Raw genomic sequence first — 12827 nt, 5'->3', positions numbered from 1 at the left:
GCCGGCGGGCATGCGCGCATCGCCGTCCGCATAACCATAGACGCATTTCTACGTTGTCCGCGCCCGGTCGCGGACGTAGGCTGATCCGGTTCTTCAACCCCAGGAATTCCGGATCCCATGAGCACCCATCCCGACGCGGCCGCCGCCGCTTTCCGTCACGATACCGAACGCGCCCGCGCCGTGCGGGACTTCATCGCGCAGGTCAAGGCGCTGGTGCCGGACCCCGCGCGCGCCACGCCCGAACAACTGGCGCCGGCGGCCCGGCTGCTCGAAGCGCTCGGACGCCGCGCGGAATTGTTTCCCGCCGAGGCCTTTGCCGTCGTGCCCGGACGGCCCACCTCGATCTACCGCCTGGCCGAGGACGCCGACGGCGGCTACGCGTTGTACCTGTCGCTGGGCGAGCCCGGCAAGGCGCAGCCGCCGCACGACCACACCACCTGGGCCATCATCGCCGGCGTGGCGGGCAACGAGCGCAACGAGGTCTATGCGCGCAGCGCCGGCAATGAGCCGGGGCGCGACGTGCTGACCCACGTGCGACGAGTGGACGTGGCGGCGGGCAATTCCATCGTGCTGGGACCGGCCGACGTGCATACCATCGAACTGGTGGGCGACGCGCCCGGCGCGCACCTGCATTTCTACGGCCTGGCGCTTGACCGCCTGCACGGCCGCGTGGTGTTCGAGAGCACCGCCGGCGGCGCCTACCGCACCTTTTCGCCGCCGGCCGCGATCTACCATGCGCGCCTGTCGCCCGCCGGGTTGCAGGAGGCTTTGCGCGGCGAGGCCGAGATCGCCGTGCTGGACGTGCGCGAAGCAGGCCGCTACGCCCGCCGCCACCTGCTGTACGCGGTGCCGGCGCCGCTGTGGCGCCTGGAGGTGCTGGCCGACCGCCTGGTGCCGCGCCGCGACACCCGCATCGTGCTGGTGGACGACGACGAGACCCTGGCGCACCAGGCCGCCGCCAAGCTGACGCGCCTGGGCTGGACCGACATCTCGGTGCTGGCCGGCGGCACCGACGGCTGGGAGCGGGAAGGGCGTGAACTGTTCTCTGGCACCAACGTGCCCAGCAAGGCCTTCGGCGAAGTCATCGAACACGAAAAGCACACGCCGTGGATCGACGTCGACGACCTGCACGAGCGGGTCGCGCGCGGCGACGACATCGTGGTGGTCGACAGCCGCACGCCTGAGGAATTCCACAACTTCACGCTGCCGTTCTCGCACAGTCTGCCGGGCGCCGAGTTGGTCTACCGCATCCGCGAACTGGCGCCGGATCCCAGCACCTTCGTGGTGGTGAACTGTGCCGGCCGCACGCGCAGCATTGTCGGCGCGCAGACGCTGATCGACGCCGGCATCCCGAACCGCGTCGCATCGCTGCGCAACGGCACCATGGAATGGCTGCTGTCCGGCCGGGAACTGGCCTATGGCCGCCAGCCGGCGCTGCCCGAACCGTCGGCCGACAGCGCCGCCGCCGCGCGCGAGCAGGCGCGCGGCGTGGCGCAGCGTGCCGGCATCGGCCATATCGACGCGGCCACGTTGCGCGCCTTCGAGGCCGAGCAGGGCACGCGCACGCTGTACAAGTTCGACGTGCGCACCCGCGAGGAATACGAGACCGGCCACCTGCCGGGCTGGCGCTGGGCCCCTGGCGGCCAGCTGGTGCAGGCCACCGACGAGTACCTGGCCACCCGGCGCGCGCGCGTGGTGCTGGCCGACTGGGACGGCGTGCGCGCCCAGACCACCGGCGCCTGGCTGGCGCAACTGGGCGCGGTCGAGGTCTACCTGTACCAGCCGCCGGCGCTGGCGCCGTTGGAACGCGGCGCCGAACCGCGGCGGGTGCTGCGGCACCGGCCCGACGTGCCGGCGCTGCGGCCGCAGGCCTTGCAGGCGGCTATCGACGCGGGTTCGGCGGAGGTCTTCGACATCGAATCGCGCTTGGCCTACGAGCGCGGCCACGTGCCGGGCGCGCGCTACGCCGCGCCGGATCGCCTGCATGAGTTCCTGCCGGCCGACACGCAGCGCACGATCGTGCTGACCTCGCCCGACGGCGTGCTTGCCGCCGTGGCGGCGGCCGAACTGGCCTGGCGCACCGGCCGCCCGGTGCGCTACCTGCTCGGCGGCACCCGCGCCTGGCAGGCGCAGGGCCTGCCGCTGGCGCAAGGCGCCGATGGCGTGCTGACGGGCGACGACGACCAGAGTATCAGTCCGTACCTGTTCGACGATCTCTCGGCGCGCGACCAGGGCTTTCGCGACTACCTCGATTGGGAATTGGGGTTGGTCGCGCAGCTGGAGCGGGATGGCAGCGAGGATATCCGGCTGATTGCGGCGGCTTGAAGCCGACTCGACCACCTGTTTTCACGCTATCACGAGATATACGCGGGCAGCGAAATCTATCGGATACCTCGGAGGAGTGAAGTGGCGCCGACGCCGAATGTGTTCAACGGAATAAGCATGCCCAGACGCCATATCAGGTTGCGGAAAGCGAATCGCTTAGATAGGAACAAGACTGGCCAGCTCATCCCAATGCGGGTTGAGCAGCCTGATGTCGCCGTATTCGGAAGCCATCTTCGTTCACTCCAATCGTCAAGAACTACGGTTTCACTTCGCTATTGCCCAATGCAGATGAAGCTGCCACGGGGATGATCTCCGCATCTGCCCACGGGGGCAGGCGGATGGCGGACCATGTTGTGGTAGCGATATCCAGCAGAGCCATTCCTCCGAGCCTGTTGCCCCGCGTGGAGGGCTGATCCATGTAGATCGCCGCGATATAGTCGCCGCCGGGCGCGCATAGCAATTCGCGAGGCTCAAATACCGACCCTGAATTCCCAGGCATTAACTGCCACCCTTGCCGCACGCCTTGCGAGGACAGGCGGATCACACTCAATCCATGGCGACGCGTTTGTCCCTGGAGGCAAAGATGGCCAGCCCGGTCCTGGGACGGCAGTTCGGCATGCAAGATTCCATCAAAGGCACATGGGACCGGCACCCTGTCGTCTCCACGTCTCATTCGATAAATCTCGCTACGCCCATAGCGATCGTGGTAATCGGTGAAGAGCCCGGACGGGCCGTAGGACTGGAAGAGGATTTCGTCGTCCGAAACGTATTGCGCCTGTCCCCCTTCGACAAACTTGAACAAGCCCGAGAAAGGGCGTTCCGTGCCGCGCGAGAGGTCAAACTCCCACAGATCGAACTCCAGAAGGCGCACGCGCCGACCTGGTGGCAACAGGCGCGCACTGCGCCAGAATGCGATCCTCGTCTCGTCCAGAGACATGAAAGGGGATAACTTGTTTCCTCGCGCCGCCGGAATGATCGCCAGCACACCGCCTTCGCTGGGCATCAGCGCAATTTCAGATTCATCCAGCGAGCGGCGCTCCTCGTCTTCGGAGTCACCGGGCATCTTCCGACGAGACATTACGATGTAGCGCCCTTGCGGCGAATAGTGCGCGTACGTGTAGCGAAAGCCTTCAGGCAATCCGTAGCGATACAAACGGCCTGTCTTCAACTGGTAACGCATCACGTCACAGCGCTGATGAATCCGCTCAACGCACTCGACGAACAACCAGTCGCTGCCATTCGGATGAATGCTCAGCGAACGGATCTCACGGCCGCCATTGGGCGGCGAGAAGCGCGTCTGCGCGGTGGGCGTCGCCACCTCGGCCGCGGCCCTCGCTTTCACTTCGGTAGTCGAGGGCGGTGAGGCGAGGAAAGACCACCACAATGGCAAGACGCAAGCCGCCGTCAAAGCCGCGGCGAAGGCCCACCCCCGATTTCGTTTCATCATTGCGTCCGCTTGCCTTCAGACGCCCGCAGGACAGCGGGACGATGCCCAACAACGTATATCGATCGTCAAGGTGACGAAAGCGCCGATTCGGCTAAAGCGGACCAACCTCCGTCAAGCCGCCGTTGTCGTCGACGGGCGCCCGAACTCACGCGAGGCGCTATTAATAGGAGTTGTTCCTATTGTGGCCGTTCGAGTCTGGAGTTGTAGCGGGCATCGAGATACGTTGCCGAGGATTGTTCCGCCGCTTTGGCGGGCTTCTGACCTGTGCGAAGGCGACGATGAAGCGAAATCGAGCGTGGATTTTCGCGGCAGGCGCGACGGTGGTCTGCGTGCTGCCCCTGTGGTGGTCGCTCTGGACTTCGGCTTCCCTGGGCGCGCACGAGAAAAAGGCACCTCTCGTGATGACGGACACACCGACCCTGCGCACGCCGTTCTCGCCGCCGAACGGGGGCAGGGATATCCGCTCCCTGAGTGTGCATCCGAACGGCGTGGATTGGCTGTTTGTCGAATGCGCCCAAAGCGGCGACAACCGCTGCGACGTCATGCGTTACCAACTCGATTCCGGCCGGCTGTATCGCTACGCGCTGCCGCCCGCCTATTCCTATACCTATGCGCGCTATTCGCCCAAAGGCAATTTCATTGTGATGTCGCGCATGCCCGTCTATGGAGATACCGAAGACGAGCTGCGCCGTTCGCTTCATGACCTGCAAATCGTGCTGATGCGCGCGGACGGCAGCGCCTTCGAGGTTGTGCCGGTTGCGCCGGGCAATAAGTTGTCGCCGTTCATGTCTCCCGACGAGTCGCGGATCGCATTCTGGCGCAGCGAGCGCCTGGTTCCTCCGGGCCGGCGAGTGCGGCTGCTGGAGTTCGATATCTGGGAGTTCGACCGGCGCGGCATGCATGAACAGCCGTTCGCGGGCATCTTCAAATTTGTGGAAGGTGGCCAGGCGCAGTACATCTCGGACGATGAAATCCTGCTCGAATCCTTTGGTCCATCCGGCCTGTTTTCACGCTATCACGAGATATACGCGGGCAGCGCAATCTATCGGATGCGTCGGGGGAATGAGGTGGTGCCGATCCCCGTTGTGTTCGACGGAATAGAACATATCAGGATGCCTTCCATGGATCGCGCGGGAAATCTCTGTCTCTGGGGGCAGACGCCGCGCTATGGACTCACCGTCATCCGGATTTCCGCGGACGGGCGGCGCCAAGCCTGGCAGGAGGTGCCATTGTCGTCGGAGCCATGGTTCGAGCCGAGGGAGCTCGTTTGCGATTCGAGCGGGAGGTATATCGCATCGATATATCGAGATCACCCGGTACGTTTTGGCGGCGGTACAGGCGGACTGGCCGTACTCGATATCGCTACCGACACATGGTCCACGGTTCCACTTCCGCCACCGTGGAAAGCAGAAGAAATCCCGGTCGCAGTCTCGCACGAAGAGATACGCGCGCCGCTATCCGATATGGACACGGCGTGGCTGTCCGAAGGAAGTTGGGCGCTCGCGGAGACGAGTTGCGCCGTGGTGGGCAATAACGTCGATGATGTCGGTTGGTGATTCGGGCGCGCACCGCCTGGCGGCTAGCGTCGGAACCCCTCGAGTCAGAATGCAGGGCTGGCCCTTGATGGTCCGCCATTCGGCGGTCAGAGGCCAGCTCCCCTTGCCGCTTACTTGAACAACGCCGCGTTCTCTTCCAGCACCGCATCCGCGCATTGCGCGTCCAGGTTGCCGCCGGGCGCGCCGGCCACGCCGATGGCGCCGATGACGTTGTTGCCGGCCTTGATGGGCACGCCGCCGCCCAGCAGCAGGTAGCCGGGGATGTCGGTCAGGTTGGCGGCGCCGGGGTTCTTCTGCGCGTTTTCCATGATTGCCAGGGTCGGCGCCTTGGCGGAGGCCGAGGTGAAGGCCTTGGCGCGGCTGGCTTCGATGGTGTGCGGGCCGGCGTTGTCGGCGCGCACGAAGGCCTTGAGCAGGCCGGCGCGGTCGACCACCGAGGCGCTGACGTTGTAGCCCTTGGCCTGGCAGGCGGCGACGGCGGCGCTGGCCAGCTTCTGGGCGTCGGCGGTCGAGATATTGCTTTCGGTGAGCACGGCGGCTTGGGCGGCGCCGCTGACGGCGAGCGTGGCAACCAGGGCGGCGAGCGGGTGGCGGGTCATGGTCTGCGTCCTTTTTTCGTGTGGGGATCAGGAGCAGTCAGTGTGGCCAAAAGGGCGGCGGCGCGGTATACGCCCGATTACCCACGCGCCTCCGTAGCACTACGGAGGCGGCGCGGCGGACTTCAGTCCAGCAGCGTGGCGTACTGGCGGATCAGCTGCGCCAGCGAGTCGGCTTCGAGCTTGGCGAAGACGTTGGCGCGATAGGTTTCGACGGTCCGCGGCGACAGGTCGAACTCGCGCGCGATTTCCTTGTTGCTCATGCCCTGCACGATGCGCTCGAGCACTGCGTGCTCGCGCGTCGACAGGCGCGCCAGGCGGTCGGCGGCGGCCTGCGTCACGGCCAGCCGCTCGCGGCGGGCGATGTGGCCGCGCACAGCGGCCTGCACGGCGTCCAGGAACACGTCGTCGTCCACCGGCTTTTGCAGGAATTCCATGGCGCCACCCTTGAAGGCGCGGCGGCACAGGTCGACATTGGCGTGGCCGGTCAGCATCACTACCGGCAGGTCGGACGTATCGGCCAGCCGCGCCAGCACGTCGAGCCCGCTGATGCCGGGCATGCGGATGTCCAGCACCACGCAGCCGATGGCCTGCGGCGCCAGCTGCGCCAGGAATTGCTGCGGGTCGGCATGGCTTTCGCTGCGCAGGCCGACGGTGCGCAGCAGCAGCGCCAGCGCGTCGCGCACGGCGTCGTCGTCATCGACCAGGTAGACCAGCGGCGATTGGGCGGACAGGTTCATGCGGCGTCTCCGGCCAGCGGCAGCGCCAGGGTGAAGCAGGCGCCCGCGGGTTGCAGGTTGCGCGCCGCGAGGCGGCCGTCCATGGCGCCGGCCAGCGTTTCGCAAAGCGCCAGGCCCAGTCCCATGCCCTGGGCGCGGGTGGTGTAAAACGGCGTGAACAGCCGGGGCAAGGCGTCGGCGGCGATGCCGGGGCCGTTGTCGCTGACGCTGAAGACGTAGGTGGCGCCCTCGGTGCGGCCTTCGAGCGCGATGTGGCGGGCGCCGGAGGCGCCGGCCAGCGCGTCGGCGGCATTCTGCACCAGGTTGTGCAGGATCTGTTCCAGCGCCACCCGGTCGGCCAGCGGCCGGGCCTGGGGGCTGGCGTTGCGCCAGCTCAGCTGGATGCCCTGGCGCGCCAGCTCGGGTTCACGCAGGAAACGCAGCGAGGCCACCAGCGCGTCCGGGTCCAGCGCTTCGCGCCTGCCCGGCGCGCTGGGCTGCACCAGGGCGCGCATGCGAGTGATGATGTCGGCGGCGCGCTTGGCCTGTTCGGCGCTGGCCAGCAAGGCGCGGCGCACCGTGGGGCGTTCCTCGTCGTCGTCCAGCAGGCGTTGCGCGGCGCGCGTCTGCGCCAGGATCGCGGTCAGCGGCTGGTTCAGCTCGTGGGCGATGCCGGCCGCCATTTCGCCCAGGGTGCTCAGGCGCGCCATCGCGGCCACGCGCGCCTGTTCCTGCTGGCGCCTGGCCTCGGCGCGCGAGCGTCGGCCGGCCGCCACGCCCGCCACCAGCAGCGCGCTGGTCAGGGCCCACAGCAGCCACGGCAGCCAGGGCCAGGTGGCCGGCGTCAGCGTGCGCGCGCTGTGCAGCATGAAAGGCTGGCTGGCCGCGCCCAGCGGCTTGGCCAGCGCCAGCGGCCAGCCGGACGGGGCGGGTTCGGGCTGGCGTTGCAGCAGCGCCAGCGGTTGCGGGCCGATGGCAAGCGTCAGGTTGGCCAGGCCGGCGGGAAAGTCGGCCGCGGCGAGCAGGTCGCGCGCGTCCACCAGCAGGCTCCAGCTGGATGGCGACACCAGCCAGTAGCGGGCGGCGTCCAGCGGCAGCGTGACGGGGCGGCCCAGGCCGCGGGCCTGCGCCACGGCGGCGCGCAGGCCGGGCGGCTCTGGGACGCTGCCGGCCCAGGCGCCGTCCGGCAGGTAGCCGAGCGCGCGCAATTGCGGCATGGCCGGGCGCAGGCTGGGAAACAGCCGTTCGGGCGCGGGCGGATGCGACAGCGCGGCCAGCGTGGCCAGCACGGCTTCGTGCTGCACGGTCTTCTGGCTCAGCATGCGTTGCGCCACGCTGGTGTCCTGGAAAAAACGGTCGTACTGGTCGACGTAGTGCTGGCGGCCGATCCAGAGGGCGCCAAGGCAGAACAGGACCAGCCAGTAGAGGAGGGCGCGGTGGCGCAAGGGGGGCTTCACGCTGGAATTATGCCCTGCGGGCCGCCCGCCCCGGAATCCGTAGGGCTACGGAGGCGGGCGCCGCCGCTTCAAGCGGCCAGGCGGTCGCTGTCGTCGGTGTCGGGCGCGGTCTGGGAAGCGGCCGACAGCGCCATCTGGTGCAGCGCGGCCACCAGGTCGGATTGGGTCACCAGGCCCACCAGCACGCGGTCCTGGCCCAGCACCGGCACGCAGTGCAGGCTGTCGGACATGGGGCGGGCCAGTTCGATCGCGGGCAGGTCGGGGTGGGCGAACGGCACTTCCGAGCGCATGCAGTCGGCCACCAGCAGGTCGGCGGGCGCGCCGCCGGCCGCGGCCACCTGGGCCGGCCGGCTCTTGCGCGCCAGCACGTCGCCCTGGGCCAGCATGCCGGCGTAGTGGCCGGCGGAATCAAGCACCGGCAGCCATTGCAGCCGGTGCTTGTCGAACAGGCGCACGGCGTAGTCCAGCGGATCCTGCTGCTGCACCGAGACCACGTCGCGCGACATGATGTCGGCGCAGCGCACGTCGCCAAAGCGGCGGCGGCTGGCGCGCAACTCGGCCGCCAGCACGATTTCCTCGAGGTCTTCCTTGCTGATGTCGAGCAGCTCGCCGCGCTGCGCCAGGGCCTGGTCGAGATCGGCGCGCGAGAAACCGAGCCGCGCGCTGGGCGCCGGATCGCGGGTCTGGTGATTGGTGGCCGGTTCGGCGTGGCGGCGCGGGTAGTTGCGCTTGAGCAGGCCGTTGAAGACCACGGCGATGCTGAGCAGGATGGCGGAATTCAAGGCCACCGGCCACAACGCGAAACCATAGCCCAGCGCCGCTACCTGCGGTCCGCCCAGCACCGCGGTCAGGGCCACGGCGCCGCTGGGCGGATGCAGGCAGCGCAGCCAGAACATGGTGGCGATCGCCAGCGCGGCGGCGGTAGCCGCGGCCACGCCGGGGTCGGCGATCGATTGGGCGCAGAACACGCCGATCAGGGCCGAGACGAAATTGCCCGCCATGATCGACCAGGGCTGGGCCAGCGGGCTGGCGGGCGCGGCGAACAGCAGCACGGCGGAAGCGCCCATGGGTGCGATGAACCACGGATTGGCGCTGCCCAGCGCATGGTGTCCGACCCATTCGGTGCAGAACAGCCCGACCAGCGCGCCTACCGCGCCATAGAGCTTCTCGCGTGTATTGACGCCGACCGGCGCTGGCGCGAACGCACCCAGCCAGCGCTTGATTGCCACACCCAAAACCTTCTCCTCGCCGTTCCAGATATATCGGGGGACGACAATTTATCACGCGGCGCGCCGGGCGGCGGCATGAGCTTATGCCTGCAAGTGATAAGAAACGCGGGAATCAGCGGTCGGCGGGATCGTCGCCGATGCGCGCCAGCAGCCGTGTCAGCAGCGGGCGCATGGCGCGCAATTCTTCCAGGTGGGAAGCCGACAGGCTGGCCAGGATGCGCTCGGCCTTGTCGGTCAGCACCACTTCGACGCGGCGGCCATCGGTGGCATCGGGTTCGCGGCTGACCAGGTCGAGCCGCTCCAGCCGGTTGACCAGTTCGGCGGCGGTGTGCGGTCGCACCAGCAGGCGTTCGGCGATCTCGCCCACGTACAGGCCGCGTCGGCCAGGCGCGCCGGGGCGGCTGCCCTTGATGGCCAGCAGCGCCTGGTGCTGCTGCGGCATCAGTTCAAGGCCGGCGGCGGCGTTTTCGCTGAAGGCGGCGAACTTGCGCAGCGCGTAGCGGAAATCGGCCAGCAGTTCGTAGTCCGAGGCGGAGGGCAGGGCGGGGGGCTTGGAACGTTTCACGCGCCGATTCTAATATATGTCGTGATACGATATATTTGATCTTTCGCAAATCCCCCTCCCGCCCGGCTTGCCGTTTTCTTCCCTTTCCCCTCGAATCATGCCTCCCGTTTCTTCTTCCGCCCGCGCCTTGCGGCTGGGCGACTTCACCACCGACAAACGTGTCGTGCTGCTGATGGCGCTGGCCGTGCCGACCGGCCTGGCCAGCGTGGCCGCGGCCTGGGCCCTGCTGCGCCTGATCGCGCTGTGCACCAACCTGGCCTACCACGGCCTGTTTTCGTTCGCCGACCTGCCCATCACCACCGGCCGGCTCGGGCCGGCGTCGGTGCTGATTCCCGTCGTCGGCTGCCTCATCATCGGCCTGATGGCCCGCTATGGATCCGAGAAGATCCGCGGCCACGGCATTCCCGAGGCGATGGAAGCCATCCTGATAGGCAAGAGCCGCATCGCGCCCAAGGTCGCGGTGCTCAAGCCGGTGTCGTCGGCCATTTCCATCGGCACCGGCGGCCCGTTCGGCGCCGAGGGGCCCATCATCATGACCGGCGGCGCCATCGGCTCGCTGCTGGCGCAGACCATCCACTTGAATGATGGCGAGCGCAAGACGCTGCTGGTGGCGGGCGCGGCCGCGGGCATGACGGCGATCTTCGCCACGCCGCTGGCCGCGGTGCTGCTGGCGGTGGAGCTGCTGCTGTTCGAATGGAAGCCGCGCAGCTTCCTGCCCGTGGCCACCGCCGCGCTGGTGGCCGCCGCCGCGCGCGCCTTCGTGCTGGATGCCGGGCCGGTCTTCAGCTACGCCGGCGCCATGTCGTTCACGCCGTGGCACTTGCTGGCGTGCGCCGCCGTGGGGGTGTTGGCGGGGCTGGGCTCGGGCGTGCTGACGTCGCTGGTGTACGCGGCCGAGGACCTGTTCGAGAAACTGCCGCTGCACTGGATGTGGTGGCCGGCCCTGGGCGGCCTGGCCATCGGCATCGGCGGCCTGATCGACCCGGCCGCGCTGGGCGTGGGCTATGACAACATCCGCCACCTGCTGGCCGGCGACCTGGCGCTGCAGGCGGTGTTGCTGCTGCTGGTGGTGAAAGTGGCGATCTGGTCGATCGCGCTGGGTTCGGGCACCTCGGGCGGGGTGCTGGCGCCCTTGCTGATCTTCGGCGGCGCCCTGGGCGCGTTGGCCACGCCGTGGCTGCCGCAGGCGGCGCCGGGCTTCTGGGCGCTGGTGGGCATGGCAGCGATGATGGGCGGCACCATGCGCGCGCCGCTGACGGCCACGCTGTTCGCGGTCGAGCTGACCGGCAACCTGGGCGCGTTGCTGCCGGTGCTGGCCGCCTGCGTGTTCGCCTACGGCGTCACGGTATTGCTGCTGCGCCGTTCCATCCTGACCGAGAAAATCGCGCGCCGCGGCCACCACATCAGCCGCGAATACCGGGTCGATCCATTCGACCTGCTGCGCGCCAGCCAGGTCATGACCACGCCGGTGCAGACCCTGCCGGACGCCTTGACGGTGGCGCAGGCGATCGCGCATTTCACGACCGCGCAGCCGGTGCACACGAGCTATCCCGTCATCGATGCCGAGGGCGTGGCGGTGGGCGAGGTGACCCGCGCCGACAGCCTGGCCTGGGCGCTGGAGCCGGCGCGGCAAGAGCAGACCCTGGCGCAGGCGCTGCAAGGGCGCGAACTGGTCTACGGTTATCCCGAGGAACTGGCCAGCCAAATTGCCGACCGCATGGCGCTGTCCGGCGCCGGCCGCGTGCCGATCCTGGAGCGCGGCACCGGCCGGGTGCTGGGCATCGTCGGCCGCAAGGACCTGTTCCGCAGCCGCGCCCGGCGCCTGCGCGAGGAAAGCGAGCGCGCGGCATTCCTGCGGCGGGCGCCATCTTCCGGAGCCTGATGCGCCTGGCTCGCCAGCGGCCACTGCGCGAATCGCGAAGGCCGGTGCGCGACGCCGCCCCCGACTGGCTGGATCAGTGGTGCCCGCCGGCCGCGCGCAACAGCCACAACGCATCGAGCACGTGCTGCGTGGCGCGCTCGACCTGGCCATCGCGATGCGCGATGCCCAGCGGCCGCCACAGTGCCGGACGCAAGGGCCGCATGACGATGCGCGGATCGGGTTGCGGCGCGGTGGCTTCGTGCGGCAGCAGGGTCGCGCCGTATCCGGCCGCCACCAGGCTCTTGATGGCGTCGTTGTAGTTCAGCTGGATGCGCGGGCGCGGGTTCAGGCCGGCGCCGGCGAACCATTCGCCGGTCTGGCGCGACAGCCGGGTGCTGGCGTCGTTCAGGATCAGCGGCCGTTCGCCGAGCCACGCGGGCGTGACGCGCGCCGGCGCGTCCCAGGCGGCGGGCAGGAAGGCCATGATGGGATCGCGCCGCCACGGGCGCAGCACCAGGCCGGGCACGGGCGGCTGCGGCAGCGCCACCAGGCCCACGTCGAGCGTGCCGTCGCGCAATTGCTGCAGCGTTTCCTGCGAGGTCAGCACCGCCACCTGCACGTCGATGCCGGGATGTTCGCGCCCCAGGGTTTCCAGCGCGCGCGGCAGCAGATGGGCGATGGCGCCGGTGGACGCGCCCAGCCGCACCCGGCCGCCCAGGCCCTGCACCTGCCGCTGCACGTCGTCGAGCGCCTGGTCGGCGTCGGCCAGCAGGCGGCGGGCGCGTTCCAGCAGGGTGTCGCCGACGGGCGTGGGCCGCACCTGGCCGCGGGTGCGCGTGAGCAGCGGCGCGCCGATGCGGGCTTCCAGGTCGGCCACGTGCAGGCTGACGGTGGGCGGCGCCAGGTGCAGCGCGCGGGCGGCCTCGGCGAACGAGCCCAGGTCGGCGATGGCGACCAGGGTGCGCAGGCGGTCAAGGTTGATTTCACGCATGGCGGTCTCGTTCAGGAAATCTGAATTCAACCGTCATGATATTCGACTTTTCCTATGCCTGGCATTGCGCAATGATGGCAT

The 12827-nt window shown here is 68.8% G+C and carries 10 protein-coding genes; 3 read left to right on the top strand and 7 right to left on the bottom strand.

The genetic code is table 11. From position 1 onward, the window contains the following. The first annotated feature begins 117 nt into the window (after nt 1-117). Complete coding sequence (locus tag ACUTAG_RS30595) at nt 118-2325, top strand: rhodanese-like domain-containing protein (RefSeq protein WP_148318897.1); 2208 nt, start codon at nt 118-120, stop codon at nt 2323-2325. A gap of 256 nt (nt 2326-2581) precedes the next feature. Here ACUTAG_RS30595 and ACUTAG_RS30590 read toward each other — a convergent pair whose 3' ends face one another. Then, nucleotides 2582-3772 carry a hypothetical protein gene (locus tag ACUTAG_RS30590; RefSeq protein WP_262352283.1) on the bottom strand — a complete coding sequence of 397 codons (1191 nt, stop codon included), beginning with the start codon at nt 3770-3772 and terminating at the stop codon, nt 2582-2584. A 278-nt stretch (nt 3773-4050) separates the two neighbouring features. Between ACUTAG_RS30590 and ACUTAG_RS30585 the strand changes: the two genes are divergently transcribed. Further along, nucleotides 4051-5328, top strand: coding sequence for a hypothetical protein (locus ACUTAG_RS30585; protein WP_446650438.1), 1278 nt, complete (start codon nt 4051-4053; stop codon nt 5326-5328). Between the two features lie 110 nt (nt 5329-5438). On the opposite strand, the gene ACUTAG_RS30580 is transcribed toward ACUTAG_RS30585, so the two are convergent. The 5 genes from ACUTAG_RS30580 to ACUTAG_RS30560 all read right to left on the bottom strand — a co-directional run bounded on the left by ACUTAG_RS30580 (nt 5439) and on the right by ACUTAG_RS30560 (nt 9894). Then, the gene (locus ACUTAG_RS30580; RefSeq protein WP_026383091.1) at nt 5439-5927 is read right to left on the bottom strand and encodes a GlcG/HbpS family heme-binding protein; all 489 of its coding nucleotides are present in this window, start codon (nt 5925-5927) and stop codon (nt 5439-5441) included. Nucleotides 5928-6049: 122 nt separating this feature from the next. Further along, the gene (locus tag ACUTAG_RS30575; RefSeq protein WP_020927790.1) at nt 6050-6664 is read right to left on the bottom strand and encodes a response regulator transcription factor; all 615 of its coding nucleotides are present in this window, start codon (nt 6662-6664) and stop codon (nt 6050-6052) included. Beyond that, nucleotides 6661-8100, bottom strand: a complete 1440-nt coding sequence (locus ACUTAG_RS30570) for a sensor histidine kinase (protein WP_148318901.1) — start codon at nt 8098-8100, stop codon at nt 6661-6663. Before ACUTAG_RS30570 ends, ACUTAG_RS30575 begins: the two co-directional genes overlap by 4 nt. Nucleotides 8101-8168: 68 nt before the next feature. After that, nucleotides 8169-9335 (bottom strand): HPP family protein, encoded by a 1167-nt coding sequence (locus ACUTAG_RS30565; RefSeq protein WP_054498901.1) that lies wholly within the window; start codon nt 9333-9335, stop codon nt 8169-8171. A 106-nt stretch (nt 9336-9441) separates the two neighbouring features. Further along, nucleotides 9442-9894, bottom strand: a complete 453-nt coding sequence (locus ACUTAG_RS30560) for a MarR family winged helix-turn-helix transcriptional regulator (protein WP_054437964.1) — start codon at nt 9892-9894, stop codon at nt 9442-9444. A 97-nt stretch (nt 9895-9991) separates the two neighbouring features. On the opposite strand from ACUTAG_RS30560, the gene ACUTAG_RS30555 reads away from it, so the two are divergent. Then, nucleotides 9992-11776: a chloride channel protein gene (locus ACUTAG_RS30555; protein WP_020927787.1), complete on the top strand. Its 1785-nt coding sequence runs from the start codon at nt 9992-9994 to the stop codon at nt 11774-11776. A 73-nt stretch (nt 11777-11849) separates the two neighbouring features. Here the strand turns inward: ACUTAG_RS30555 and ACUTAG_RS30550 are convergent, their stop codons facing one another. Continuing rightward, a complete protein-coding gene (locus tag ACUTAG_RS30550; RefSeq protein ID WP_054443537.1) occupies nt 11850-12746 on the bottom strand; it encodes a LysR family transcriptional regulator in 897 nt (298 codons plus the stop codon). Between the last annotated feature and the right edge of the window lie 81 nt (nt 12747-12827).

The sequence above is a fragment of the Achromobacter sp. CSND-B12 genome (assembly GCF_052906545.1).
This window is presented reverse-complemented; position numbering and strand designations above follow the sequence as displayed.